The sequence below is a fragment of the Streptomyces sp. NPDC031274 genome (assembly GCF_055570235.1).
On sequence record NZ_JBVIHP010000010.1, the window covers coordinates 154,101 to 180,619 of the forward strand.

Annotated in this window: 25 protein-coding genes; 14 read left to right on the forward strand and 11 right to left on the reverse strand. The window is 69.8% G+C overall.

Annotated elements, in window-relative coordinates; genetic code table 11:
• Together uvrA and ACZ5CR_RS18275 are read right to left on the reverse strand one after the other, a co-directional pair.
• On the reverse strand, positions 1-2,571 hold a 2,571-nt coding region (uvrA, locus tag ACZ5CR_RS18270), incomplete at its 3' end, for an excinuclease ABC subunit UvrA (protein ID WP_468858520.1).
• 9 nt (positions 2,572-2,580) lie between these two features.
• Entirely contained in the window at positions 2,581-4,422 is a 1,842-nt protein-coding gene (locus ACZ5CR_RS18275; RefSeq protein ID WP_468858523.1) for a flavin-containing monooxygenase, read from the reverse strand.
• A gap of 143 nt (positions 4,423-4,565) precedes the next feature.
• Between ACZ5CR_RS18275 and ACZ5CR_RS18280 the strand changes: the two genes are divergently transcribed.
• Positions 4,566-5,585 carry an SMP-30/gluconolactonase/LRE family protein gene (locus tag ACZ5CR_RS18280; RefSeq protein WP_468858526.1) on the forward strand — a complete coding sequence of 340 codons (1,020 nt, stop codon included), beginning with the start codon at positions 4,566-4,568 and terminating at the stop codon, positions 5,583-5,585.
• Between the two features lie 71 nt (positions 5,586-5,656).
• On the opposite strand, the gene ACZ5CR_RS18285 is transcribed toward ACZ5CR_RS18280, so the two are convergent.
• From ACZ5CR_RS18285 to ACZ5CR_RS18300, 4 genes are all read right to left on the reverse strand, one after another.
• Positions 5,657-6,253 carry a TetR/AcrR family transcriptional regulator gene (locus ACZ5CR_RS18285; protein ID WP_468858528.1) on the reverse strand — a complete coding sequence of 199 codons (597 nt, stop codon included), beginning with the start codon at positions 6,251-6,253 and terminating at the stop codon, positions 5,657-5,659.
• Positions 6,254-6,285: 32 nt separating this feature from the next.
• Complete coding sequence (locus ACZ5CR_RS18290) at positions 6,286-6,711, reverse strand: ATP-binding protein (protein WP_468858531.1); 426 nt, start codon at positions 6,709-6,711, stop codon at positions 6,286-6,288.
• A 337-nt stretch (positions 6,712-7,048) separates the two neighbouring features.
• Entirely contained in the window at positions 7,049-7,513 is a 465-nt protein-coding gene (locus ACZ5CR_RS18295) for a peroxiredoxin (protein ID WP_468858533.1), read from the reverse strand.
• Positions 7,514-7,799: 286 nt separating this feature from the next.
• Positions 7,800-8,642, reverse strand: coding sequence for a SigB/SigF/SigG family RNA polymerase sigma factor (locus ACZ5CR_RS18300; RefSeq protein ID WP_468858535.1), 843 nt, complete (start codon positions 8,640-8,642; stop codon positions 7,800-7,802).
• Positions 8,643-9,107: 465 nt separating this feature from the next.
• Here ACZ5CR_RS18300 and ACZ5CR_RS18305 point away from each other — a divergent pair, with 465 nt between their 5' ends.
• Positions 9,108-9,434, forward strand: coding sequence for a plasmid stabilization protein (locus tag ACZ5CR_RS18305; RefSeq protein WP_468858538.1), 327 nt, complete (start codon positions 9,108-9,110; stop codon positions 9,432-9,434).
• 430 nt (positions 9,435-9,864) lie between these two features.
• Here ACZ5CR_RS18305 and ACZ5CR_RS18310 read toward each other — a convergent pair whose 3' ends face one another.
• Complete coding sequence (locus tag ACZ5CR_RS18310) at positions 9,865-10,761, reverse strand: RNA polymerase sigma factor SigF (protein WP_468858540.1); 897 nt, start codon at positions 10,759-10,761, stop codon at positions 9,865-9,867.
• Positions 10,762-11,067: 306 nt separating this feature from the next.
• On the opposite strand from ACZ5CR_RS18310, the gene ACZ5CR_RS18315 reads away from it, so the two are divergent.
• Positions 11,068-12,231 (forward strand): PP2C family protein-serine/threonine phosphatase, encoded by a 1,164-nt coding sequence (locus ACZ5CR_RS18315; protein ID WP_468858543.1) that lies wholly within the window; start codon positions 11,068-11,070, stop codon positions 12,229-12,231.
• A 101-nt stretch (positions 12,232-12,332) separates the two neighbouring features.
• Here the strand turns inward: ACZ5CR_RS18315 and ACZ5CR_RS18320 are convergent, their stop codons facing one another.
• Complete coding sequence (locus ACZ5CR_RS18320; protein WP_468858545.1) at positions 12,333-12,830, reverse strand: MarR family winged helix-turn-helix transcriptional regulator; 498 nt, start codon at positions 12,828-12,830, stop codon at positions 12,333-12,335.
• A gap of 497 nt (positions 12,831-13,327) precedes the next feature.
• Between ACZ5CR_RS18320 and ACZ5CR_RS18325 the strand changes: the two genes are divergently transcribed.
• The 3 genes from ACZ5CR_RS18325 to ACZ5CR_RS18335 all read left to right on the forward strand — a co-directional run bounded on the left by ACZ5CR_RS18325 (position 13,328) and on the right by ACZ5CR_RS18335 (position 16,434).
• The gene (locus ACZ5CR_RS18325) at positions 13,328-13,684 is read left to right on the forward strand and encodes a hypothetical protein (protein ID WP_468858548.1); all 357 of its coding nucleotides are present in this window, start codon (positions 13,328-13,330) and stop codon (positions 13,682-13,684) included.
• 231 nt (positions 13,685-13,915) lie between these two features.
• Positions 13,916-14,647, forward strand: a complete 732-nt coding sequence (locus ACZ5CR_RS18330; RefSeq protein ID WP_468858549.1) for a FadR/GntR family transcriptional regulator — start codon at positions 13,916-13,918, stop codon at positions 14,645-14,647.
• A 347-nt stretch (positions 14,648-14,994) separates the two neighbouring features.
• Positions 14,995-16,434, forward strand: a complete 1,440-nt coding sequence (locus tag ACZ5CR_RS18335) for a sialidase family protein (RefSeq protein ID WP_468858823.1) — start codon at positions 14,995-14,997, stop codon at positions 16,432-16,434.
• Here ACZ5CR_RS18335 and ACZ5CR_RS18340 read toward each other — a convergent pair.
• Complete coding sequence (locus tag ACZ5CR_RS18340) at positions 16,424-17,113, reverse strand: FadR/GntR family transcriptional regulator (RefSeq protein WP_468858551.1); 690 nt, start codon at positions 17,111-17,113, stop codon at positions 16,424-16,426. The genes ACZ5CR_RS18335 and ACZ5CR_RS18340 overlap by 11 nt on opposite strands.
• A 206-nt stretch (positions 17,114-17,319) precedes the next feature.
• On the opposite strand from ACZ5CR_RS18340, the gene ACZ5CR_RS18345 reads away from it, so the two are divergent.
• From ACZ5CR_RS18345 to ACZ5CR_RS18375, 7 genes are all read left to right on the forward strand, one after another.
• Positions 17,320-18,279, forward strand: a complete 960-nt coding sequence (locus tag ACZ5CR_RS18345; RefSeq protein WP_468858553.1) for a dihydrodipicolinate synthase family protein — start codon at positions 17,320-17,322, stop codon at positions 18,277-18,279.
• On the forward strand, positions 18,276-19,232 hold the full coding sequence (locus tag ACZ5CR_RS18350) for an ROK family protein (protein WP_468858555.1): 957 nt from the start codon (positions 18,276-18,278) through the stop codon (positions 19,230-19,232). Before ACZ5CR_RS18345 ends, ACZ5CR_RS18350 begins: the two co-directional genes overlap by 4 nt.
• A 19-nt stretch (positions 19,233-19,251) precedes the next feature.
• Positions 19,252-19,950 (forward strand): N-acetylmannosamine-6-phosphate 2-epimerase, encoded by a 699-nt coding sequence (locus ACZ5CR_RS18355; RefSeq protein ID WP_468858558.1) that lies wholly within the window; start codon positions 19,252-19,254, stop codon positions 19,948-19,950.
• A 61-nt stretch (positions 19,951-20,011) separates the two neighbouring features.
• Positions 20,012-21,508 carry a sialate:H+ symport family MFS transporter gene (locus ACZ5CR_RS18360; protein ID WP_468858560.1) on the forward strand — a complete coding sequence of 499 codons (1,497 nt, stop codon included), beginning with the start codon at positions 20,012-20,014 and terminating at the stop codon, positions 21,506-21,508.
• A gap of 74 nt (positions 21,509-21,582) precedes the next feature.
• Positions 21,583-23,136, forward strand: coding sequence for an MFS transporter (locus ACZ5CR_RS18365; RefSeq protein WP_468858562.1), 1,554 nt, complete (start codon positions 21,583-21,585; stop codon positions 23,134-23,136).
• A 279-nt stretch (positions 23,137-23,415) separates the two neighbouring features.
• The gene (locus ACZ5CR_RS18370) at positions 23,416-23,805 is read left to right on the forward strand and encodes a hypothetical protein (protein ID WP_468858564.1); all 390 of its coding nucleotides are present in this window, start codon (positions 23,416-23,418) and stop codon (positions 23,803-23,805) included.
• A 99-nt stretch (positions 23,806-23,904) separates the two neighbouring features.
• Positions 23,905-24,573: a class F sortase gene (locus ACZ5CR_RS18375; protein ID WP_468858567.1), complete on the forward strand. Its 669-nt coding sequence runs from the start codon at positions 23,905-23,907 to the stop codon at positions 24,571-24,573.
• A 116-nt stretch (positions 24,574-24,689) separates the two neighbouring features.
• Here the strand turns inward: ACZ5CR_RS18375 and ACZ5CR_RS18380 are convergent, their stop codons facing one another.
• Positions 24,690-25,052: a DoxX family protein gene (locus tag ACZ5CR_RS18380; RefSeq protein WP_468858569.1), complete on the reverse strand. Its 363-nt coding sequence runs from the start codon at positions 25,050-25,052 to the stop codon at positions 24,690-24,692.
• Complete coding sequence (locus ACZ5CR_RS18385; protein WP_468858572.1) at positions 25,049-25,558, reverse strand: cupin domain-containing protein; 510 nt, start codon at positions 25,556-25,558, stop codon at positions 25,049-25,051. The genes ACZ5CR_RS18380 and ACZ5CR_RS18385 overlap by 4 nt, the downstream gene beginning before the upstream one ends.
• Before the next feature lie 80 nt (positions 25,559-25,638).
• Between ACZ5CR_RS18385 and ACZ5CR_RS18390 the strand changes: the two genes are divergently transcribed.
• Positions 25,639-26,490, forward strand: a complete 852-nt coding sequence (locus tag ACZ5CR_RS18390) for a LysR family transcriptional regulator (RefSeq protein ID WP_468858574.1) — start codon at positions 25,639-25,641, stop codon at positions 26,488-26,490.
• Positions 26,491-26,519 lie beyond the last annotated feature (29 nt).

The window sequence follows — 26,519 nt, forward strand, 5'->3', positions numbered from 1 at the left end:
CGGGTGGGGGGGGGGGGAGGGGTGTGCTTTTTTCTTTCCTTCTTTGTTTTTTTTTTTTTTTCTTTTTTTTTTCTTCCTCCCCCCCCCCCCCCCCCCCCCCCGCGGCGCGAGGTAGGGCGCGGTGGCGCTGCGTTTCGACGTGGCGACTTTCGAGGGCGTGCCTTTGGCGACGACCCTGCCGCCCGCGTCGCCGCCGCCCGGGCCGAGGTCGATGACCCAGTCGGCGGTGGCGATCGTGTCGAGGTCGTGTTCGACCAGGACGACCGTGTTGTCGGCGTCGACGAGCCGGTGGAGCTGGCGGAGCAGCAGGGCGATGTCCGCGGGGTGCAGGCCCGCCGTCGGCTCGTCGAGAAGGTAGAGCGTGTGGCCGCGGCGGGCTTTCTGCAATTCGGTGGCGAGCTTGATGCGTTGGGCCTCACCGCCGCTGAGTTCTGTCGCCGGCTGGCCGAGTCGCAGGTACCCCAGGCCCACTTCCCGGAGTGTTTCGAGGCTTCGGGAGGCAGCGGGAACCTCCGCGAGGAACGTGGCGGCGTCGTCCACGGACATCGCCAGGACGTCCGCGATGTGTTTGCCGCGATACGTCACTTCGAGTGTCTCGGCGTTGTACCGCGCGCCGTGGCACGTCGGGCACGGGGCATAGGTTCCGGGCAGGAAGAGCAGTTCGACCGCGACGAACCCCTCGCCCTGGCACGTCTCGCACCGTCCCTCGGCGACGTTGAAGGAGAAGCGGCCCGGCGTGTAGCCGCGCGCCTCGGCCTCGTCCGTCGCCGCGTACAGCTTGCGTACCGCGTCGAACATCCCCGTGTAAGTCGCCAGGTTGGAGCGGGGTGTGCGGCCGATGGGCCGCTGGTCGACCCGGACGAGCCGGTCGAACGATTCGACCCCGGCCGATTCCCGCACGTCGATCTCGAACTCCGCTTCGTCGGGTTCACCGGGTCTATCGGGTTCATCGGGTGCGAGGCCGAGGTGGCGGCGCACGACCTCGGCGAGCACCTGCGTGACCAGCGTCGACTTCCCGGAGCCGGATACGCCGGTCACGGCTGTCAGTACGCGCAGCGGTACGTCGACGGACACGTCGCGCAGGTTGTGGCGGGAGACGCCGCTCAGGCGCAGCCAGCCCCGGGGTGTGCGAGGTCGGTGTCTGAGCGGCTCGGCACGTCCGAACAGATAGCGGCCGGTGGCCGACTCCTCCACCTCTTCGAGCCCGGGGACAGGACCGCTGTACAACACCCGTCCACCCGCCTCACCGGCGGCGGGCCCGATGTCGACGACCCAGTCCGCCCGCCGTACGACATCCATGTCGTGCTCCACGACGAACAGCGAGTTGCCCGAGGCTTTCAGCCGGTCGAGCACGTCAAGGAGTGGCTCGGCGTCAGCGGGGTGCAGCCCTGCGGACGGTTCGTCGAGCACGTAGACGACGCCGAAGAGGCCGGAGCGCAGCTGGGTGGCGATCCGCAGGCGCTGTGCCTCGCCGGGCGAGAGCGTCGTCGAGCGGCGACCCAGACTGAGGTAGCCGAGGCCCAGGCCGAGCAGCACCTCGACGCGTGCGACGACGTCGGCGCAGATCCGCACCGCCGCCTCGGTGCTCTCCCCGGACCGGGCGGTCGACGTGGCCGCCGAGCCTTCCCGCAGCTGTGCGACGGGCCGCAGCAGGGCCGCGACCTTCGTCAGCGGCATCGCGTTCACCTCGGCGATCGAGCGCCCGGCGAAGGTCACGGCGAGCGCCTCGGGCCGCAAGCCGCTGCCCTCGCACGCAGGGCAGGGAACACTCTGGACGAACCGCATCGCGCGCTCCCGCATCCGCTCGCTCTTGGAGTCGGCGAGGACATGCATCACGTGCTTGCGGGCGCTCCAGAACTTCCCGTGATAGCCGTGGTCGACACGGTCCGGCTCGGGTTCGATGAGCACGGACGGCTGTTCGTCGGTGTGGAGCAGCCACTCCCTGTCCTTCTTCCTGAGTCTGCGCCACGGTCGGTCGATGTCGATGCCGAGACCGCTCACGATGCTGCGCAGGTTCGCTCCCTGCCAGGCGCCCGGCCAGGCCGCGATCGCGCCGTCCCGGATGCTCAGCGACGGGTCCGGGACGAGCAGCTGCTCGGTGACGTCGTGCACGACGCCCAGGCCGTGGCATCGCGCGCAGGCACCGGCCGACGTGTTGGGCGAGAACGCCTCGGCCTCAAGACGTCCGGCGTCCGGCGGGTAGGTCCCGGCACGTGAGTAGAGGATGCGGAGCAGGTTGGACAGCGTGGTGAGCGTGCCGACCGTCGACCGTGAACCGGGCGCCCCGCGGCGCTGCTGCAGGGCCACCGCGGGCGGCAGGCCGGTGATCTCCTGCACGTGCGGCGCACCGACCTGCTGCAGCAGCCGACGGGCGTACGGCGCGACGGACTCGAAGTACCGGCGCTGCGCCTCGGCGTAGAGCGTGCCGAAGGCGAGCGAGGACTTGCCCGAACCGGAGACGCCGGTGAAGGCGACCATCGCGTTTCGCGGAATGTCCACGTCCACGTTTCTCAGATTGTGTTCATTGGCACCCAGGACACGCACACAGCCGTCAGTCGAATTGTCTTCCATGGCATGTCTTTAACCGTTCGGAGCCACCGCGGTTGGCCGCCATGCGGGTGGGGTGGTCGACCTGGCCTGGAGGATCCCGCCCATGGACTCCTCGCGCCATTGCTTCAGGAGTTCGTGGAAGGCGGATGCGCCGTGGGGGTAGGCGATCGGGCCGTTCGGCCGGCCGCGCCCTTCGCGGTTGTAGTAGCCGGGGGTGCACTCGGCGTGGAACCACTCGTGGTCGGGGGCGTCCGCGGCCAGGACGGCGATCCAGGCGTCCTCGGCCTCGCGGGTCGGCTCGAAGAGGGCGCCCTTGGCCTCGGCGGCCGCGACGAGGGCGGCGGCGTGGACGGCCTGCTCGTCCAGTACGTGGGTGAAGTTGACGCTGCTGGCGTTCTGGAGGGAGCCCATCTGGACCAGGTTCGGGAAGCCGTTGCTGGTGAAGCCGTGCAGGGTGCGCGGGCCCTGTCGCGCCCACGCGTGCAGCAGTTGGGCGCCTCCGCGGCCGTGGACGGGGAGCTTGCCGGAGTGGATGCCGGAGGTTCCGACGGAGAATCCCGTCGCGAAGATCAGACAGTCGAGTTCGTACGCGGTGTCGCCGACCACGACACCGTGTGCGGTGACGCGCTCGATGCCGTGGGTGTCCGCGGTGTCGACGAGGGTGACGTTGTCCCGGTTGAACGCCGGGTAGTACTTGTCGGAGAAGGTGGGCCGCTTACAGGCGTACCGGTACCAGGGCTTGAGCTTCTCCGCGGTGTCCTGATCGGCGACGGTCTGCTCGACGCGGGTGCGGAGCTCGTTCATCTTGGCGGCGTCCGCGGCCTCGTACGCGGCCTCGAAGTCCGCCCGGTCGCTCTGACGGCGGAAGCTCGGCAGGAGCTTCTCCAGGAGGCCTGCCGACATGGTCCAGCGGTCCGCCACGAGATCCTGCTCGGCGCCCTCGCCCGAGACGATACGGAGATAGTTCTCGCGGCGCTCACGTGCCCAGCCGTCGTGATCGGCGCCGACATCCCGTGCGGTGGTGGGGCGGTTGGCGCGCACGTCCACGGTCGAGGGGGTGCGCTGGAAGACGTAGACATGTCCGGCGTCCTCGGCCAGCATCGGAATGACCTGGATGCCGGTCGCCCCGGTGCCGACGATGCCCACCCGCTTCTGCGCAAGGCCTGTCATGCCGCCGTCCGGGGTGCCGCCGGTGTAGGCGTAGTCCCACCGCGACGTGTGGAAGGTGTGGCCCGTGAAGTCCTCGATGCCGGGTATCCCGGGCAGCTTCGGCTCGGAAAGGGTACCGGTGGCCGTGACGACGTACGTGGCCCGGAACGCGTCGCCGCGGTCGGTGGTGACCATCCACGTCTCGGAGGTCTCGTCCCAGGTCAGCGAGGTGACCCCGGTGGAGAACAGAGCGTCGGGGTAGAGGTCGAACTTCTCTGCGATCCGCACCGCGTGGCGGCGGATCTCCTCGCCGGGAGCGTACTTCCACTCCGGCACGTATCCGGTCTCGTCGAGCAGCGGCAGGTACACGTGCGACTCGATGTCGCAGTGGATGCCCGGGTACCGGTTCCAGTACCAGGTGCCCCCGAAGTCGCCGCCCTTCTCGACGATACGGACGCGCCGCACGCCCTGCTGCCGCATCCGCGCCCCGGCGAGGATGCCGCCGAACCCGCCACCGATCACGGCGACGTCGACGGTGTCGTGCAGCGGATCGCGCTCGGCCGGCTCTCCCGCGTAGGGATCAGCGGCGTAGTAGCCGAACTCGGCTTCGGTGGCGCGGTATTGGAGGGCGCCGTCGGGCCGTACGCGCCGCTCGCGTTCGAGGCGGTAGCGCTGCCTGAGGTCGGCGAGCTCGTCAGAAGACGGAGCTTGAGGGGTGGTCATGTGGGGGGACCCCGATCCTGCCTGTCGGGCCGTCCCGGAGTGAACGGCCGTCCGCTACGGTAGCAACAACCGGACAGCGCTGTCCGGTTGGATGGCGGACACCCCCCCCACACACACACAGCGGACAGGAAGAGTGACTCCTCATGCGGCGACTCCCGATCCGATCCCTCGCGGTCCTTGCCGTGATCGGCACGCTGGCCCTCACCGGATGCGGTACGGACACACGGGACTCCGGTGATCAGGCGGCTTCCGTCGGCGCGGGCAAGACGGTCCGCGCGCACAAGGTCATGCAGCTGACGAAGGTGCACCAGGAGACCGGGATGACCCTCCTGGAGGGCCCGACCTTCGGAAAGGACGGCGATCTGTACGTCGTCGACGTCACCGCACCCGCGGGCAAGCCCAAGGTGATGCGCGTCGACGTGGAGAAGAAGACCTCCCGTGCGGTCCATACCGATGAGCGCGGGGCCTACACCTCGGCCCAGTTCGGCCCGAAGGACGGACGGCTCTACCTGACCGACTACGCGCACGGCGAGGTCGTGAGCCTGGCTCCGGACGGCAGCGATCCGCGGACCTTCTTCTCCGGCAAGGTCGACGGCGCGCAGATGAACCCCGACGACATCGCCTTCGACAAGGAGGGCAATCTGTACGTCAGTGACTCACGTGGTCTCTCCGAGGGGCAGGAGCAGGGGCGCGTGGTGCGGATCGACCGCGACGGCAAGAAGGCCACGGTCCTGGCCGAGGGCCTGGCATCGACGAACGGGATCTCGTTCGACGTGGACTACCGCGGGCTGTGGATCAGCGAGCTGACCCAGAACCGGATCTCCTACCTTCAGCTGGACGGAAAGGGAGGGGTGGCGTCCCGGCACACCGCCATCCGCGTCGACGGCGGGATCGCCCAGACCGACTCGATCGCCGTGGACGCGGACGGCAACCTCTACCAGGGGTTGCACGGCCGAGCCGCGATGGCCGTGTACGACAAGTACGGTGAGCGCCTTGCGACGGTCGAGGTTCCCGGCAGCGCGGCGGGACTCGAATCGGCGACCAACGTGGCGATAGCGCCGGGCGGGAACAAGGCGTACATGACCGTCAGTGGGCCTGCCGGGGGGTATCTCTACACTTTCGATGCCCTGGCGGCAGGGATCAGGCAGTCGAACGGCGGCTGACACCGCCCGGTGATCCAACTGTGGTGACAGACATCGTCCGGCAGCCCAACGGTGGTGGCACTGCCCCGCGCTCACCCTTCGAAGGGCCGCACCGGCCCCACCTCGACGCCGAGCAGCCGCCAGGCAGCCATCGCCCGGCGTTCCCGCTCCTCACGAGTGGGGCCGGTGACGGCGCCGGAGACCATGGCGACAGCGAGCATGAGGTCGTCGGCCGCGCCCAGTCGGTGCCCCTGCGGCAGGTGTCCGCGCAGGCCGCGCTCCACCCGCTCGGAGAGGGCCACGGCGTGCGCGCGGATGTCGGAGTGGCCGCCTGCTCCCTCGGCGTGCAACAGGCCGATGAAAGCTGCCGACTCCGTCAGATGCCACGTCATCACACCGAGAACGTCGGCCAAGGTCGCGTCCTCGGCTGCGGCGGCCTGTTCGACCTGCCGTACGTTCTCCTCCAGAACCGCGGTCGCCACGGCGGCCCGGTCGGGGAAGTGCCGGTAGAGGACGCCTTGTCCGACCCCGGCCCGACGCGCGATCGCGGAGAGCGGAGCGTCCAGACCGTACGTCGCGTAGATCTCGCGGGCGGCGGTGATCAGGGCGGACCGGTTGCGTGCGGCAGCCTTCGGCCCGTCGTTCGCGGGGCGCCGTTCGTCCGGCTTGGGCTTGGGGGGCTGCGTCACCCCGGAAGCCTACCGGCGGCGGCAGGGGCGGCTCACGCCTGCTGTGCGGAGGCTTCGGCGGCCGGTTCGTCGGCCAGGGCGATGTGGGCGGTGATGCGTTTGCCCGCCGGTTCGAGGTGGACGTGGAACTCCCGGGCGACGGCCATGACGATCTCCAGGCCGTGCCCGCCTATTCTGCGCGGGTCCTCGGGGCGGGCGACTGGCTGGGCGGGGACGCTGTCGTGCACGGTCACCGCGACTGCGGCGTCCACGATGATCAGTTCCATGAGCAGCGGCCCGGGGGCGTATTTGCGGGCGTTGGTGACCAGTTCGCTGACGACCAGTTGAGTGAGGTCCATCGCGCGGGCGGAGACGGTGACGTTCTGGTCCGTCCGGGCGCGGGTGAGGAAGTCGAGCGCGAGGTGACGTGCCTCGGCGATGGAGGCGTCCCCGCCGTTCAGACGGACAGCGACCCCCATGGTGTGAGCTCCCGACGGCCCCTCGCCGTCACTTCCGGCTGAGTCCATGTCCTCGCCACCTTCGTCCCCGTTGTCTGCGCTCACCTACCCTGCCGGACGCTTCGCATACTGTTCTGCCCCGGATCGATAATCCGTTCGAGTAAGCCTGCGTGTTCCGTCCGGCGGTTCTCCGGCGTGTGCCCGGGTCCGCGGCGCTTGGGTGAGTGCAGTCGAGAACATGGTGACAGACCGCCGCAGGGACGGCCCGCCCATGTGCGGAACGCGCCCCCTGAAGCATGCACGGGACGGGCCCGCTGAAGAGGTGAAGAGGTGAAGAGGGCCCGTCCCGTCCGGCGCTCTAGTCGGCGGCGGACCGCAGAGCCGCCAGGGCCCGGTCCGCGTGGGCGCTCATCCGGAACTCGCTGCGCACCACCTCGAGAACGCGGCGGTCGGGTCCGATGACGAAGGTGGCCCGCTTGGTCGGCAGGGGACCGAAGCCGCGTGCCACGCCGAACTGCCCGCGCACCACCCCCTCCGGATCGGACAGCAGCGGGAAGCCGAGCGTGTGCAGCCCCGCGAACTCGCGCTGGCGCTCGACGGCGTCCGAACTGATGCCCACCGGTCGCGCGCCCGCCGCCGCGAACTCGGCCGCCAGATCACGGAAATGGCAGGCCTCCGCGGTGCAGCCGGGCGTCATCGCCGCCGGGTAGAAGAACACCACCACCGGGCCTTCGGACAGGAGCGAGGAGAGGGTCGTGGGCGCGCCCGTCTCGTCGGGCAGCGTGAAGTCCTCGACCAGGGAGCCGACTTGGATCCGGGTCATCGCTGTGCTCCTCGGCCGTGGTGGACGCGGGCGGGCGAAGCAAGCGTGGAAGCGGGAGCGAGGGCGAGCGGTGGACGAGGGGGGTGGACGGACACGAGGTCTCCTCACGGCACGGCAGCACAAGGCAGGTGGCACGCGATACTACTCGGCGGTAAGGAAGGGTGTCCCCGGCCTGGTTCGCCGCACACCACGCGGTGTGCGGCCGACCTGCCTGAGCCCCTGGGGCCGCCCTGGTGCCCCAGGGGCCGATCAAGCGATGCGCGCAAGGCGCATGCGGGCCCCGTCGTCAGGCCGCCTGAGCCTGCCCGATGCCCTCGTCCCCGCGGACGGCCTCCGCGCGTACACGGGCACAGCTGGTGGTGATGAGGCGGGAGACGTGCATCTGCGAGATGCCGAGCTCCTCGGCGATCTTGCTCTGCGTCATGTCCTCGAAGAAGCGCAGGTACAGAATGGTCCGCTCACGCTCCGGCAGCCGCCGCAGACCTTCCTTGGCGGCCTCACGGTCGGTGATGAAGTCGTAGGCGGGATCGGACGCGCCCAGGGTGTCGACCAGGCTGAATCCGTCGGGATCGGAGGAGATCTCGGCGTCGAGGGACAGGGCGCTGTAGCTCGTCATCGCCTCAAGGCCGTCATGGACCTCGGCCTCGGTCAGACCGGCCTGTTCGGCTATGTCCGCGATGCGGGGCTCGGCGTCGCGACCCGGCTGGTCCAACAGGTCGCGGCGCGCGACACGGACCTTGTTGCGCAGCTCCTGGACGCGACGGGGCACCCGTACGTCCCACATGCGATCGCGGAAGTGCCGCCGCAGCTCTCCGGTGATGGTGGGCACGGCGTAGCTCTCAAAGGCACCGCGCTCCGGCTCGTACCGGTTGACCGCCTTGATCAGGCCCATCGCCGCGACCTGGCGCAGGTCTTCGAGGCTCTCGCCCTTGTTGCGGAACCGGCCCGCGAGACGGTTCGCCATGGGCAGCCAGGCCGCCACGATCTCCTCGCACAGCAGGTCGTGCTCGGGCCCTTCATCGAGCGTGGCGAGGTGGGCGAAGGCCGCCTTGGTGTCAGGAGCGTCGTCGTGGGGGCGTCGCGTCCCCGTACGACGACGGGCTGAGGGTGCATGGAGATCGGTAAGCATCAGGAATCGCTCCTCAACGGTGGGCCGACGAGTGACCGCGAGGAACGGGATGATCCGGAGCCGGACATCCAGCGGGATTGGACAGACCGCTCCCCGCGGATGCGCCTCCGGTCCGAAGCACGAACTACGCCTGCCCCTCGACTCGGAGGCAAAACAAGTCGCACGCACCGAATTGCCGCCCGGCTGGCTGCCGCTGTCCGTCCGGGCGAGCCTGGAGAAGGTGTCCGTCGCCGAGTGCGAGCACTGCGGACGCGGGGCAGGAGGTGCCATGGGTGTGCGCAGGCGAGTCAGCCGATGCCCGTATACCGGCAGTTCACTGTCGGTGCCGTCGGTGCCGCCGGCACCGACGTGCAGGGCGGCCGTAGCCATGGCCAGTCGATCCGTCGGCGTGCGACCCGTACGACCACCAAGAATCATGAGGACGAACCACCCACGATCACCACACACATAAGAGAGGGGCATCACATGCCTGCCGGATCGAACAAGAAGCGTGAACGCCAGTACGAGCACATCAAGGAGAGCGTCGAGGACCACGGGACCTCGGCCAAGCGCGCGAAGGAGATCGCCTCCCGGACGGTCAACAAGGAACGGGCACGCTCGGGGGAGTCGAAGACGGCCAGCAAGACGTCCACGCAGGACAAGAAGTCGGCGTACGAGCGAGGTGGGGAGCGCTCGCACAGCGGCGCGCAGGGCCCGACCAAGGATCAGCTCTACGCGGAGGCCAGGAAGAAGAACATCGAGGGCCGCTCGTCCATGAACAAGAAGGAACTCAAGCAGGCTCTCGGCCAGTGACGCTGCCGCGCACGTTGCCGCCGATCGGGCGATCTTCACCGGTGCGGGGGCATGCGGAGGAACGGGTAGGGCACACGGGACGCGGGGTGCGAAGCGTCGGAACGGCCTCGGACGCTTGGCTTCGCCGATCGGCCGCATTGGGGTGCGGCCGATCGGCGGCCTTCCTCGCCGTGCTGTCGGCAGTCATGCCGTACTCACCGGAGTTGGCGGCCCTGAGGCGCCTTGCGGTACGGACGGTGACGTTCTTGACCAGTCTGGAGCCCGCGAGCGCGGGACTGGCGGGCGTACTGGTCCTGGGCGAGGACCCGCCTCGCGCAGCGGGCGGCCCTGGCGTGCGTAGGCGCTGCGAGCGCGCGCCAGGGTGGTGGCCCCGCGCGCGAGTCGGAGGGGGCGGGGCCACCGCGAGATCGAAGGTGATGGTGCGTCGGCGTCAGGCCAGCATTCCGTTGCGGAGCTTGCTGAGGGTGCCAGTGAGGAGACGGGAGACATGCATCTGGGAGACGCCGAGTTCGGCGCCGATCTGCGACTGGGTCATCTCCTGACCGAAGCGCAGTTCGAGGATGCGGCGCTCGCGGTCGTCGAGTTCGTCGATGAGTGGTGCCAGGGCGTGCAGGTTCTCCACCGTTTCCAGGGCCGGGTCGGATTCACCCATCACGTCGGCCAGCGTGCGCGTCGGCGTGGCCGCGCTCTCACCGCCGTCGCTGGGCGCCTCCAGGGAACCGGCCGTGTAACCGTTCGCGGCGATGATGCCGTCGATGACCTCTTCCTCGGTGATGGACATGTGGTCAGCGAGTTCCTTGACGGTCGGGTCATGGTCGAGACGAGTGGAGAGTTCCTCCTTCGCCTTGGCCAGTTCCACGCGCAACTCCTGGAGCCGGCGCGGTACATGCACGGCCCAAGTGGTGTCCCGGAAGAACCGCTTGATCTCGCCGAGGATGTACGGGACGGCGAAGGTGGCGAACTCGACTTCGCGGGTGAGGTCGAACCGGTCGATGGCCTTGATGAGGCCGATCGTGCCGACCTGAATGATCTCCTCCATGTCGCCGCTGCCCCGATTGCGGAAGCGCCGGGCCACGAACTGGACGAGGGTCAGATTCATCTCGATAAGGGTGTTGCGTGCGTACTGGTATTCGTGCGTGCCCTCTTCCAAGGTCTGCAGGCGGTCGAAGAACATCTTCGACAGTGCCCGGGCATCCTTCGGGGCCACCTTGTCCGTGTCCTCGATCCATGGCAGCGGGCCCTCGGTGGCGGGCGTCTCGCCCGAGGCCGAGAGCACGCCCTCGCTCTCTCGTGCGGTCCCGGCAACCTGTTCAGAGATCAGTGACATATCCCTACCTCCCCTAGTGGTACGACGCTTCCTCGTACGCCCCTGCCCCGGCATCCGGGAGGCATGTGCGTTGACCCAAATTTTCTTGCTGTGGGGAAATAGTTGTCTGCATGCATCGTACGATGTGCGAGGCTGCCCGGCTTCGGCCAGGCATTCGCCCGAACCTGACAGCCCCAGCCACCGGAGTGACTCTTCGGGCGTGCCGTGTTGGACTGAGTGCATGTCCCCCTACGCCGAAGGCCGACGGACCGGGGGCACTGTCAGGAGGCTCTTATTTCGGCGTGGCTTAATGAGAAGCAGGATCACGTGGACAGATTCGCTGCCGTCGAGCGGGCGCTGCGCAACGCGGCACCCCACTTGTTGCTCGATGTCGTGACGAGGGCGTTGCGGGAGGAGTACGGGGTCGAGCGGGTGGAACTGCGGCTCGCCGACTACGGCTTGACCACCCTTCAGATGGTGGAGGACGTGCCGTTCACCACCGAGCCGGTGTCCCTGCGGAACAGTCCGCAGGGCAGGGCCTTCGGCGCCCAGGAACCTTACGTCGAGTCGAGGATCGCGCAGGACGCGGCGACCGTACATCTGCCGGTGACCGTCCGGGGGGACCGGATGGGCGTACTCACTCTCACCGTTCCCGAAGAGCGCTGCGCCCCGGACGACCTGACGGAGATGCAAGGCATCTGCGAGGCGCTCGGTCACGAGATCCTGGTCGCCGAACGCGACACCGATCTGTACCTCCTCGCACGCCGGGCCGCCCGCCTCACTCTCGCCGCCGAGATGCAGTGGCAGTTGTTGCCCGGTCGCTCGGTGGCGCGTCCCGAATTCGCGTTGGGCGCCCACCTGGAGCCCGCGTACGCGATCTTCGGGGACAACTTCGACTGGTCGGTCTCGGCCCACCACCTCACGCTCACCGTGACCAACGGAATGGGTCAGGGGATGGAAGCGGCGCTGCTCACCAACCTCGTGGTGAACGCGCTGCGCAACGCCCGACGGGCAGGACTCGATCTGGCGGGCCAGGCGAGCCTCGCCGACCAGGCCGTCTACGCGCAGTACCGGGGCGAGCTGCACGCCTCCGTCCTGCTTCTGCGCTTCGACCTCGCCACCGGCGAGGTCGAAGCCGTCGACGCCGGATCCCCCCGCATGTGGAGGCTCCGAGGGCGGGCGGTCACGTGTGTCGACTTCGACGCGCAGCTTCCCCTCGGGATGTTCGAGGAGACGGCCTATGTCGCGGAGCGCCTGCGGCTGGAACCGGGTGATCGCATTCTGGTGGGCAGCGACGGGGTCTACGACAGCGTCTCGAAGATGGGGGAGCCTTACGGGGAGCGGGCGCTCGCGCGGTCCCTGTCCGCGCACCGTCTGCTGCCGGCGTCACAGGTGCCGCAGGCGGTGCTGCGGGATCTCGCGGACTACCGGAGCGCGCTGCCTCTGGACGACGATGCTCTCGTGGTCTGCCTCGACTGGTTCGGACGGTAGTCGCGCGTGCGTGGCCGACGGTAGCCGCGCGTGCGTGGTCGACGGGAATCGCGATCGCGCGTGCGTGGTCGACGGGCCGGCCTGGGCGCTCAGCGGCCTGACTAGCCGACCGAGCGCCAGGTCCTGGCTCCCTCGTCGCCCTGCTCCGGCGCGGTCGCCACGTCACGGAAGGCCCTGAGCCCTTCGAGCAGCGCACGCCGAGCCTTGGGGGGCATCGCGTCGATGGTGGCCATCAGGATGCCTTCCCGACGCTTGCGCAGGTCGGTGAGGTAGGCCCTGCCCAGGCTGGTCAGCCGAAGCTCCAGTTCCCGTCGGCTGACCGGGCTCGGCGTGCGTTCGATAAGCCCTGTGGCCTGCAGCCGGTCGCACAGTCGGCTCACCGACGGTGGAGCGGACCCCAGGGCCTCGGCGAGCATCCGCAGATTGATGCCGTCCTCGCGGTCCAGTGCGTACAGCACGCGCAGCTGGGACGGAGACACAGGCCCGGTCGGAACGGCCTCACGCCCCTGCTCCCACATGACTTCGAGCAGTTCGATGAACTCGGAACCCGCATGAGCCGCATCCCGGGACCTGCGATCCGGTTCGGGACTCAGACCCATAGCGATGACACTCCGATCGGCGTTGTCTCTCTTGTACATCTTGCCACCGGGGCACGGTCCACACATCGTCCCGATCGGCTGACAAGGACACCCGGGTCGCGAAGACCGAAGACCATGCGTGCGACGTGTGACAGCCCCGAGAAACCGCGTCGACCCCGGCGAACTTCTCGCAGTGGACGGGGCACGATGGGAGGCGCCGGTAGTGCACGCGGCACCGGATCGCATCTCGGCGTCGGCGGTAGCCCGAGGAAGCATAGTGGAAACCGGCCCGGGCATCGCAGGACAATGCCCGCCCAGGCCGTGACTGCGTTCCGTCGGAGATCAGGTGCCCGGCATCAACAACGCGTGAAGACTGCCGGAACACGGCAATGCGCCCGAACTGTCCTCCGGGCCAGGATGACTGCGGCAGGAACGGGGGGCGGGTTCCGGTGCCGGGTCGCGAAAGCGGGGTCCGGCACCGGGACCCGAGCCGCAGCGAGCGCGAACGGGGTGGAGCGGTGGGGGAATTCCTGCACGCCCTTGCCGGGTTCCCGGCCATCCTCTTCAGCGCCGCTCTCCCCGTGGTCCTGGGCTTCTGGCTGCTCGTCGCACTCGGCGGCGCCGATGCCGACAGCTTCGACTCGGATGTGGATGCCGGTGCGATGGGCCTGGGCGGTGTGCCGGTCGCGGCGGCGGCGTCCGTGATGGCCGTGGTGGGCTGGTTCACCAGCCTGACCGGTTCGATCCTGGTCGACCGGTCGGCCCCCACCGGTCTCGTGCACGCGGGGGCGGACGTCGTTCTCCTCTTTCTCTCCCTCTTGATCGCCTGGCGCGTGACGCGATGCCTCGTACGCAGCTGGGTCTGCCGCAGCTGATCGCTACCCTCGGGACAGCCCCGCACGTTCCAGGCAGTCGGCGATCGCCGCTGTCTCCGCCTGGTGCGCCGCTGTCTCCTCTGGTCCAGAGTCTCCTTGCCCGCGGGCCGTCGGTGTTCGACGACGGCCCGCCCTGCGGTCTCTGACATGAGACGTCAGATGTCTGATGCCTTGATAGCGTGGGAACGTAGCTTGACAATCGAAAGGGGTCAAGAGGTGGGGAGTTCACCCATGTCCGGTGCGAAGCCCGGCCGACAGCTGCTCCGGCAGGAAGTCGTCGAGGGCATCAAGCGCTACATCCTCGAGGAGCGGCTGCGCCCCGGGGACCCGCTGCCCACTGAGCCGGCCCTGTGTGAGGCGCTTGGCGCGAGCCGCTCCAGCGTGCGCGAGGCCGTCAAGATCCTCAATGCCCTGGACATCGTCGAGGTCCGTCACGGCCACGGCACCTACGTCGGCCGCCTGAGCCTGTCGGCCCTGGTGGAGAGCCTGACCTTCCGTGGTCTCCTCTCGCCGGGCGACGACTTCCAGGTCCTCGCCGACCTCGTCGACGTACGCGAACTCGTCGAGCGCGGGATGGCCGACCGGATCGTCACGACGCTCAGCGTCGCCCAACTCGACGCGCTGGAACGCCTCGTGGCCGCCATGCGCGATCAGGGCGCGGGGGAGGGGCGCGGCTTCGTGGAGGCGGACCGGGCGTTCCACGCGCTGCTCGTGGAGCCGCTCGGCAATGAGCTCATCGAGCAGCTCTCGATGGCCTTCTGGGACGTGTACGCGATCGTCGCGCCGCATCTGGACGGATTCACGCACGCCGACGAGACCGAGACCGTCGCCGCGCACCAGAGCATCGTGGACGCCGCGCGGGCCGGTGACGTCGCCGGTTTCATGAAGGCGCTCGGCGAGCACTACGCGCCGGTGCGGCGACGGATCTCCGAGGCCCGCGCCCGGGACGCCGCGCAGGTCTGACCTGGGCACTCGTCCTCCTGGAGGCTCTGCCGGGGCAAGTGTCCGGCAGAGCGGAGGCCTTGACGGCCCCTGAGAGCGCTGCCTAGGGTCCCGTCTGCCGCCAGGACATCAGACGTCTTCTGTCTGGAGGTTCGGCGTTCAGCTTCCCGGTCCCGCCCCAGGAGGGCACCTCCATGCCGCTGACGGACCTCTCGCTCGCGGACTGCCGCGCCTGTCGACCCGACTCGGCGGAGCCACCCGACTTCGACGCCTTCTGGCCGCGCACCCTGAGCGAGGTCTCCGCAGACGGCATCAGCCCTCCGGCCAAGCCCTCTCCGTCAAGCCCCCTCCGAGAAGAGAGATCGTCCATGCAGCGAAGAGTCCCTCTCGCCCTGCTGTCCGCCGCAGCGCTCCTCGTCACCGCGACCGGCACCGCACACGGCGCGCCCACCGCCTCCGGTGAGCTGACCTCCCAGGACCTGACCACCAACGGAGTGGGCTCGCCCTACTACCGCATCCCCGCCCTGACCACATCGGTCAAGGGCACGCTCCTCGCGGCCTACGACGCCAGGCCCACCCTGGGCGACCTGCCGGGCAACCTCGGCATCGTGCTGCGCCGGAGCACCGACGGGGGCGCGACGTGGAAGGCGCAGCAGGTGGTGCGCAAAGAGGCCGCGCCCAAGGGCCATGGCGATCCGAGTCTGCTCGTCGACCGCACGACAGGGCGGATCTTCGTGTTCTACGCCTCTTCGGTGAACCAGGGCTTCGCCGGCTCGGGCACCGGTAACGACGAGAGCGACCCGGACATCCTCCAGGCCGACTACAGCTACTCGGACGACGACGGTCTCTCCTGGACCCACCGCCGCATCACCAAGCAGATCAAGAACCCCGCGTGGGCAGGCATGTTCGCGGCGTCGGGCGAGGGCATCCAGCTGCGGCACGGCGCGCACAAGGGCCGGTTGATCCAGCAGTACGCCGTGCGGATCAACGGAGCCAACTACGCGGCCAGCGCCTACAGCGACGACCACGGGGCCACCTGGAAGATGGGCAATCCTGTCGGCCCCGGCGGAGACGAGAACAAGACCGTCGAGCTGTCCGATGGCAGGATCATGCTCAACAACCGCTCGAAGCCGTACCGGACGATCGCGTACTCGACCGACGGAGGGGTCAACTACACGCCGTTCCAACAGGACACGCAGCTCACCGACCCGGCGAACAACGCCTCGATCATGCGGTACGACGCGGGGGCCGCGGCGTCGGACCCGCAGTCGTCGTGGCTGCTGTTCAGCAACACCGAGGACGTGTCGGCGCGGCGTAACCTCACCGTGAAGATGTCCTGCGACAACGGCAGGACCTGGCCGATCAGGAAGGTCGTCGACCCGGGCGCCGCGGCCTACTCGACGCTGACCAGGCTGTCGAACGGGCGCGTCGGGCTGCTCTACGAGCGCGGCGACTACGCGCACATCACCTACTCGTCCTTCGACCTGGACTGGCTCGGCGGGACCTGCGCGGACATCACGATCGCCCCGCCCACGGCCCTGAAGGCGGACGCGGGCGCGGAGGTCGAGGTCCGGGTGGTCAACCGGATGGACACGCGTCGCGACCGGGGCACCCTCGATCTCACCGTGCCCGGTGGATGGACCACGCGTCAGGTCACCGTCCCCGCGCTCAAGCCGGGCAAGGGGGCCACCGTGAGGGTTCCGGTCACCGTCGCGGCGGACGCCTCGGGCAGCGCCGAGCTCACCGCCACTTACCGGACCGGGGGCAAGCAGGCCTCGGGCAGCTCGACGGTGGCGATCACTCCGTAGGTTCCAGGCGGGCGCGGATGCCGTCGAAGTGGGTCCGCATGGCGCGCACCGCGCGTTCGCCGTCCCCCGCCGCGACCGCGTCGACGATCTCGCGATGCTGCGAGCAGGTGACGGCCGGATCCTGATGTCCGTCGTCGAGATCTTCGCGTACGCGGTCCATGGCGGCCCAGAACGCGTCGAGGACCTCGCTGAGCAGATGGCTGTCGAGCGAGGCGTAGAGCGCGAGATGGAAAGCGCGGTCGGTGGCGCGCGCCACCCGGCCGTCGCGCGCCTCGGTCTCCATCTCGGCGACGAGAGCTCGCAGCACGGCGAGGTCCTCGGCGGGGATCCCGGCGGTGACGGCGCCGACAAGGCCGGCCTCGAGCGCCTCCCGCACCTTCATCAGCTCGAAGAGCCCCGGCTCGCCGAGGCGGTGACGTACGGCGGCCCGGAAGGCGAGACCTTCGGCGAAGGGGGACAGCGAGAGCGAGCCGACGAAGGTGCCGAAGCCGCGGCGGATCTCGACGACGTTGACGGCCTGGAGCGCCTTGAGCGCCTCCCGCACCGACACCCGGCCGACTCCGAAGAGCTCGGTCAACTCGGTCTCCGTGGGCAGCGGGTCACCGGGTGCCAGCCTGCGCTCCAGGATCAGCTCCTTCAGCTGGCGCTCGGTGTCCTTGGCCATGGTCGGGCGAGCCACAACATCCTCCTGAGGTGCGATTGCCCCTTGACCGGTGGCGGGAGCATCTGTTTAAGGTGAGGCAAGACGTAGGACATCTTACGTCCCATGTTCTCGGCCGCGTAATCGTTTCGCACCGCGTCACCGCGTCACCCCGTCACCGCTTAGAACCGCGGATCGTTTCGAACGGCGGCCGGACGCACCCACCTGAGCTGGAGCCCTTCACCATGTCTCTGTCCGCACCGCTACGCGGCGTCGTCCCGCCGGTCTGCACCCCGCTCGACTCCCGGGGAGAGGTCGACACCGCGTCCCTCGCCCGGCTCGTCGACCACCTCGTGGACGGGGGAGTGCACGGCCTTTTCGCCCTCGGCTCCACCAGCGAGGTCGCCTACCTCACCGACGAGCAGCGGGCCACGGTCCTGGAGACCGTGGTCAACGCCGCCGACGGCCGGGTCCCGGTCCTCGCCGGAGTGATCGACACGACGACCGCACGCGTCGTCGAGCACGCCACGGCCGCCGCCGCCCTCGGGGCTGACGCCCTGGTAGCGACCGCGCCCTTCTACACGCGCACCCATGAGAAGGAGATCGCCGGGCACTTCCGCCGCCTGCGCGCGAGCGTGGACCTCCCGCTGTTCGCGTACGACATCCCGGTCGCCGTCCACAGCAAGCTGGGGTCCGGCCTCGTGCGCGCCCTGGCCGAGGACGGCACGCTCGCCGGGCTCAAGGACAGCAGCGGCGACGAGGGCGGGCTGCGCCGGCTGATCGTCGAACTGGGCGGCCGCGACGGCCGCGCCCAGGGACCGGCCCCTGACTTCAGCGTGCTCACCGGATCCGAACTGACCGTGGACGCGGCCCTGCTGGCCGGTGTCGACGGTGTCGTGCCGGGCATCGGCAACGTGGACCCGGCCGGATACGTGCGGCTGTACGAGGCCGCGCGGGCCGGGGACTGGGCGCTCGCCGCCAAGGAGCAGGAGCAGCTCATCGATCTTTTCGGCATGGTCGACGTGGGGCCGGAGACGGACATGGGACGCAGCTCCTCCGCGCTCGGCTCGTTCAAGGCGGCGCTCCAGCTGCTCGGCATCATCGAGTGCGGCGACACCGCCTTCCCGCAGATCCAGCTGTCCGCCGAGTCGGTCGCGCTTGTCGCGCAGCGGCTGCGCGCCGCCGGTCTGCCGCCGGTCCGATGAACTCCGGCACCCTGCCGGGCTCCGACAACGCCGCGCTCATAGGCCTCGACCTCGGCGGTACGAAGATCGCCGCCGCGCTCATCGGCGCGGACGGCACCGTCCTTGCCCGGCACACCCGGCCCACCCCGGCAGGCAGTGGCGCCGACGCCGTGCTCGACGCCCTCGCGACGGCCGCCGCCGAGGTCGACCCGGGCCGCGGCGCATCGGCGCTCGGCATCGCCGCCGCCGGGGTCATCGACCCCCGTACCGGCCGGGTCACCAGTGCCACCGACTCCATCAGCGGCTGGGCGGGCACAGCCCTCGGCGCCGGTCTCGCGGACCGTACCGGCCTTCCGGTGGCCTGCGACAACGACGTACGGGCCACAGCCGGTCCTGAGCTCGCGGCACTGGACGCAGAGCACGGTTCGCTGCTGTTCGCCGCGATCGGGACCGGAGTCGGGGGCGCCGTCGCCGTCGACGGGCGGATGCTGCACGGCGCCGCGGGCATCGCAGGACACCTCGGTCATGTGCCGAGCCCCCAGGCGGCCGGGCTGCCCTGCACCTGCGGCGCCACCGGACACCTGGAAGTCATCGCGTCGGGGCCCGCGATCACCGCCCACTACCAGCGGCTCACCGGCACCACGGTGGACCGCCTGGAGACCGTCGCGGCCCGCGCTGCGCAGGGGGACGCGGACGCCGTCCACGCGATCACCATCGGTGCGGCCGCCGCCGGACAGGCGCTCGGCGGGCTCGCCAACGCGCTGGGTCCCGACCGGATCGTCGTCGGGGGCGGCGTCCCCCGGATCGGCGCCCTGTACGGGGACGCCCTGGCCGCCGCCCTCGGCGCGGAACTGATGCCGCCGCTGCGCGGCCTCGTACCGCGGGCCCCCTTGTTCGGCGCCGACGCGGCGGTGCTCGGCGCCGCCGCCCTCACCACAAGCCTGCCCCTTCACCACCCTGGAGCCCTCCGATGACCACACAAGGAGCCCTGCGATGACCACGCGGCAGACATGGACCGCGGCCGAACTCGCCGCCGAGCTCCGGGGCAGCCTGATCGTCTCCTGCCAGGCACCGCCCGGTGATCCGATGCGGGAGACCGGCACCCTCGTACGGCTGGCACGGTCGGGGGCAGCCGGGGGCGGCGCGGCCATCCGCGCCAACGAACCCGACGTCGTCGCCGCCATCGTCGCCGCCGTCGACCTGCCGGTCATCGGCCTGTGGAAGGACGGTGACACCGGCGTCTACATCACCCCGACCGTCCGGCACGCCCTGGCGATCGTGGAGGCCGGTGCGACCGTCGTCGCCGCCGACGCCACCGACCGGCCGCGCGCCGACGGCTCCACGTTCGCCGAGCTCGTCACCGCGGTCCACGCGGCGGGCGCGCTCGTCATGGCCGACGTCTCCACGCTCGCCGAGGGCGTCACCGCGGCCGAGGAGGGCGCCGACTTCGTCTCCACCACCCTGTCCGGCTACGTCCCGGGGACGCCCGAGCAGACCGGCCCCGACCTCACGCTGGTCGCCGAGCTCGCCGCCGCGATCGATGTCCCGGTCGTCGCCGAGGGCCGCGTCAACACCCCGGAGGACGCCGCAGCGGCCCTGGCCCGCGGCGCCCACAGCGTCGTCGTCGGAACGGCCATCACCGCACCCACGGCTCTGACCGCCCGCTTCGTCGCGGGCCTCACCAAGCACTGACCTGCCCCTTCAAGCGACCGGCCGCTCAAGGACGAGCACCGCCCCGCATCATGGAGTCACCGTGCAGACCTCATCACCCGCCAAGCCCCGCTGGTACCGCGAAGTCAGCCGTACCCAGTGGAAGTCGTTCTTCGCCGCCTGGATCGGCTATGTCCTCGACGGCTTCGACTTCGTCCTGATCACGCTGGTCCTCACCGAGATCAGTGACGAGTTCGGCCTCAGTACCGTTCAGGCGGCCAGCCTGATCTCCGGCGCGTTCATCACCCGCTGGCTCGGCGGCGCGGTCCTCGGCGCCCTGGGCGACCGGTACGGCCGCAAGGCCTCCATGGTGCTGAGCATCCTGCTCTACTCCCTGGGCACGTTCGCCTGCGGATTCGCCTGGAACTACCACAGCCTCTTCGCCGCGCGGCTCGCCATCGGCATGGGCATGGCCGGGGAGTACAGCGCGAGCGCCACGTACGTCATGGAGAGCTGGCCGGCGAAGCTGCGCAGCCGGGCGAGCGGGTTCCTCATCTCCGGCTTCTCGGTCGGCTCCGTGCTCGCCGCGCAGGTCTACAACTGGGTGGTGCCCTCGCTCGGCTGGCGGTGGATGTTCTACCTCGGCCTGATCCCGATCGCCGTCGCGCTGTGGATGCGGCGCGCGCTGCCGGAGGCCGCGGAGTGGAGCGAGTCGGTCGCCGAGAAGGGCGCCAAGCCCAATCCGTTCCGTCCGCTGTTCGCGACCCGTGGCAGGGCCACCGCCAACGTGGTCCTGACCGTGGCCGCCACCCTCGCCCTCTTCCTGGTCTTCACGCCGGGCGGCGCGGGCATGGTGCCCGCCCTTTCCGTGGTCGCCGGTCTTTCGCTCGCGGCCTTCGCCGTCCAGCTCGGCGGCAAGCGCGGCTGGGCGCTGTACCTGTCGATGATCGTCACGCTGTTCTTCGCGTTCCTCTACTCCTGGCCCATCCAGGCGCTGCTGCCCACGTACCTCAAGACCGATCTGGGCTACAGCACGGACCAGGTCACCGATGTCCTCTACTTCGCGGGCTTCGGCACCATGGTGGGCTGCTGGACCGCGGGTTTCCTGGGCGACCGGATCGGCGCGAAGAAGGCGTACGCGCTCACCCTCCTCGCCTCACTCGCCTTCGTCTATCCCGTGTTCGCCGTGGACGACAACCTGCTGCTGCTCGGCATCCTGCTGTTCCTGCTCCAGGCGACCAGCTTCGGCATCTCCGGTCTGCTCCCGCGCTACATCGGCGGTCACTTCCCGACGGAGAGCCGGGGTGCGGCGCTGGGCTTCACGTACAACGTGGGCGCCCTCGGCGGCGCGGTGGCGCCGGTCCTCGGGGCGCATCTCGCCTCCGGCATGGATCTGGGGCAGGCGCTCGCCGTGCTGACGTTCGCGGGCACGGTGATCGTGGTGCTACTGGTGGGCTTCGACGTCCCGGCCAGGCTGAACCGGCTCATGGATCCGGAGGGGGAGAGGGACCACCTGGCGGAGGAGGCGGCCCAGCTGTCCCAGCCGTCGCAGAAGGCGGACGAGCGAGCGCCGGCGGTCGGTGACACCGCCCGCACCTGACAACGGCTTCCTCGGCACCCGCATCGCGCCCGCTCCAGCGGCAGGAGTACGTGATGCGTGGTGTTCTGGAACCTATGAGCAGTCCAGAGGAGCAGACGAACCTGGGCCGGGCGAGCCGCGAGGTCCCCACGGCGGCGGAGCCTGCCTCCGGCCGCCGCTGGTGGGCCCTGGCCGTGATCGCGCTCGCCCAGCTCATGGTGGTCCTGGACGCGACCATCGTGAACATCGCACTGCCGTCCGCGCAGCGCGAGCTCGGCCTCACCAACGGCAACCGCCAGTGGGTCATCACCGCGTACACGCTGGCCTTCGGCGGACTGCTGCTGCTCGGCGGCCGTATCGCCGACCTGTTGGGCCGCAAACGCACCTTCATCATCGGACTCGTCGGCTTCGCCGCGGCCTCGGCCCTTGGCGGCGCCGCCACCGGACCCGCCATGCTGTTCGCGTCGCGCGCCCTGCAAGGCGTCTTCGCCGCGGTCCTCGCCCCGTCCGCCCTGTCGCTGCTGACCACCACCTTCACCGACGGCAAGGAACGCGCGAAGGCGTTCGGGATCTACGGCGCCATCGCAGGCGCGGGCGGTGCGCTCGGTCTGCTGCTCGGCGGCATCCTGACGGAGTACCTGGACTGGCGCTGGTGCCTGTACGTCAACGTCCCCATCGCCGTGCTCGCCGTCTTCGGCGCGATCTCCCTCCTTGAGGACCGCGTGGGACACAAGGAAGCCCGCCTGGACGTCCCCGGCGTGATCCTGGGATGCGGAGGGCTCATCGCCGTCGTGTACGGGCTGAGCGAGGCCGAATCCCGCGGCTGGACCTCCGCGATGGTGCTCGCACTGCTGATCGGCGGCATCGTCCTGCTTGCCGTGTTCACGTGGTGGCAGACTCGGACGACGCGTCCCCTGCTGCCGCTGCACATCGTGAAGGACCGCAACCGTGGCGGCTCGATGCTGACCATGGGACTTGCCACGATCGGCATGTTCGGCGTTTTCCTCTTCATGACGTACTACCTGCAGAGCATCCTCGGCTATTCACCGGTGAAGACCGGATTCGCCTTCTTCCCCATGTCGCTGGCCATCATCATCGGCTCGACGCAGATCTCGGCCCGGCTGCTGCATCACGTCCCCCCACGGCTGCTGATGGGGCCGGGGCTGCTGCTCGGGGCGGCGGGTCTGTTCACGCTGACTTTCCTCGGTACGGAATCCAGCTACGCCGGGCACATCCTGCCCGGCCTGCTGATGCTGGGTCTCGGGCTCGGTCTCACCTTCATGCCGGTGATGGCGACCGCCACCGCCGGGGTGGCCGCCAAGGACGCGGGCGTCACGTCGGCGACGGTCAACACCGCCCAGCAGGTGGGCGGTTCGATCGGCACGGCACTGCTCAACACCATCGCGACGACGAGTACCGCCACGTATCTCTCGTCCCATCTGGCGGGCGCCGCCCGTACAGGACGGCTGACGCCGGAGCGCAAGGCCCAGATCGTCGACTCCGGTGTGGTGCACGGTTTCACCGTGGCCATCGGGTGGGCGGCCCTGATCATGCTCGCGGCCTCCGCGGTCGCCTTCCTCCTCGTCAACGCCCCCGCGCCGCGCCACCGCCAGGAAGGTGCCGGAGCGCCTGACGTGACCTCGGTCTGAAGCGGCCTTCCTGCCCGCCCTGCTGCGGCGGCATGCTCATGTGCGGGCGAACGGTGCCGGCCTGCCGGAAGTGCGGGACTGGACCTGGCAGGACTGACCGACTTTGCCGTCCGGCCAGACGGGTGGGTGTGTATGGGCCGAGCGGGGGACGTGCGGCGTGTTGCCGGTAGCGACACGCCGTGAGGCGGGATGGCTCTTGGTAGAGGCGCGGTCGACGCCAGCAATACGTTCCGGGGCACGAGAGCTTCCGGGGGCCGCGTCCGTACTGGAGGTACAGAAATGCGTTCCATCCGAGTGCTGACCGGTCTGGCTGTTGCGGGCGCCGCGCTGGCGATCACCGCCCCCAACGCGCAGGCGGTGTCGCCGAGTTGCCAGAAGGCGCTGGACGACGCGGAGATCACGCAGAAGAACTCCGACACGGTGCAGGCCGACCCGAACGCATCGCAGGAGGAGAAGAAGGCCGCCGAGGACGAGGCCAACATGGCCGCCTCCACCGCGCAGCGGTTCTGCGACTCCACGGACCCGGCCGTCAGGGGCGGCGTGCACGCCGGTTCGGGCGGTTCCCAGGGCAGCACCGATCCGACCGAGCTGGCCGCGGGGGCCGCGGTCCTTGCCGTCGGTGCGGGAGCGGTGTACATGCACCGCCGCAAGACCGCCGGACAGCGCTGACCTTCCTTCACCGGTCAACCGGCCCCGCCGACCGAGCCCGTACTCGCCCGGCGGGGCCGCGTAACTTTCCCCCTCCACCTGGGCAGGAACGGCGACACCATGACCTACCCCCACGCAGCGTCGGCCCGCTCCCCGTGGCGCCACACAGGGTCCTGGGGCGCGCTCGCGGCCCTCGCCGTGGGCGTGTGGTTCTGGACAGCCGACGCCGAGGAGACCGGCACGCCGCCCAAACCCTCCGCCGCCCAGGCCAGGACCTTCGCATCCGGCCGCCCGGCCGAAGCCGCCGCGCCCGCGGTGCCCTCCTTGTCCGAGTCGCCCCCCGTCCGCGTCAAGATCCCCGTCATAGGCGTGGACGCTCCCCTCACCGCCCTGTCCAGGACCAAGGACGGCGGACTGAACGCACCACCACCCGACGACGTCAACCTCGCGGGCTGGGACGCGGCAGGCACGCTGCCCGGCAGCACCGGCACCGCTGTGATCGCCGGACACGTCGACACCAACGAGGGGCCCGCCGTGTTCTTCGGACTCGGCTCCCTGAAGAAGGGCGCCAAGGTGCAGGTGACCCGCGAGGACGGCCGCACCGCGGTGTTCACCGTCGACGGCGTCGAGGAGTACGAGAAGGACGACTTCCCCAGCAGCAAGGTCTACGCACCACGGGCGCGCCCCGAACTGCGCCTCATCACCTGTAGCGGCACCTACAACAAGACCGACGGTTACTCCGGCAACGTCGTCGTCTACGCACACCTGACCGGGGTCAGCCCACAGTAGCCCCAGTAGACCGTTGCCGTGGCCTACGCCGGAATGAGATAGCGCGAGCGTGCGGTCAAGCCTCTCCTCTACGTCTTCCACAAGGCCTTCGCGGCCAAGCTCAAGGGTGAGAGGACTCAAAGCCACGTCGTCGCCAGCCAGCTGGTCACGCCCGCGGTGACGACGAGCGCGAGGTTGAGGGCGATCTGGCGGTCTCCGCCGCGCAGGTGAACCCTGGTCGCGGCGATCTGCAGGACGACGAACCCGGCCGCCGCGGCCAGGGCGAGCCAGGGCGCGATGCCGGTCAGCGGCGGGAGTATCAGACCGATCGCACCGAGCACCTCGATCAGCCCGATGGCCCTGACGGCGGGCATCGGCGTGGTGTCCACCCAGGCCATCATCGGCCGGAGCTGCTCACGGCTCCGCACCAGCTTCACCCCGCCCCCGTAGAGGTAGAACAGGGAGAGCAGGCCCGCGACGATCCAGTAGGCGACGTTCATGATTCCCGCCCGACGATGAAATCGGTGGCGGGCTCGGTCGCGTAACGGCTCATCACTTGGATGTTCGCCCGGGGAGTCAATGCCCGGCCGTCGGCGATCATCGCCTGGAGGTCCCGGAAGTACTGCACATACAGGTCCGGTGTGAAGATGCTGAGCATGACGGCCGGTTGGTCGGTCACGTTGGCGAAGGTGTGCGGTGCGCCGGGCGGGACCATCACGAGCGTCCCCGCAGTCGCGTCGTGGTCCTTCTCCCCGACCGTGAACCGCACCGTGCCGGAGATGACGTAGAAACCTTCGTCGTGCTGGGCGTGCCGGTGTTGCGGCGGTCCGGGGGTGTGTGGCGCGAGGATCGATTCAGCGAGTCCGACACGGTGCTCGGTGTTGCTGCCGTCTTCGAGGACGCGCAGTCGTGTGGTGCCCAGGACGATCATCTCGCCGTCATCCGGACCGACCACCGACACGGCGGGGTCGGCAAGCGGCTCACTCGTTCTTGGTTCGTCGGTCATGCTTCGATTCCACCGCCAGGGTGCCGTCACCGTCCAAGACCTGTTCTGTGACATCGATACCGAGCGGGTATCGTCCCAGCATGGAGCTACGTACGCTGCGCTATTTCGTGGCCGTCGCCGAGGAACTCCACTTCGGCAGGGCCGCTGTCCGGCTGCACATCAGCCAGCCGCCACTGAGCCGGGCCATCAAGCGGTTGGAGACCGAGGTCGGGGCCGTGCTGTTCGACCGATCGTCCACCGGTGTCACGCTCACCGCGGTCGGTGCGGTGCTGTTCGACGAAGCGCGCGCCCTGCTCGACCAGGCCGACCGGCTACGGGTGCGGGTAGCCGCCGCCGCGGGCGTCGCGACCATCACCGTCGGCATCCTGGGGGACAGCGGCGATCCGGGCGCGATCCGTCTCGCCGCCGCCTACCGGCAACGGCACCCGCAGGTCGAGGTGCGTATCCGCGAGACCGACCTGACCGACCCGACCTGCGGGCTGCACGCCGGTCTTGTCGATGTCGCCCTGACCCGGGGGCCGTTCGACGGAACGGGCCTGACCACGCACGAGCTGCGCGCGGATCCGGTGGGCGCTCTGCTGCGCGCCGACGATCCGCTGGCCCGCCGCGACAGCCTGAAGGTGGCGGACCTGGCCGACCGCCGCTGGTTCGTCTTCCCGGAGGGCACCGACCCCCGCTGGCAGTCGTACTGGAACGGCGGAGAGCCTCGCGAGGGTCCGGTGGTGCGCGCCGTCGCGGAGTGCCGGCAAGCCGTGCTCTGGAACGGCACCGTCGGCATGACGCTCCTGGACCATGAGCCGGGGGAGGGGCTAGAGGTGGTGCCGTTGACCGACATGCCGCCGAGCCGTGTGGTGGCGGCATGGAACGAGGGCGACACGAATCCGCTGATCCGCTCGTTCGTGCAGATCGCGATCGCGGCCTATCGAGGCTGACGGATATTCCCGTGCCCTGCCGACGGCGA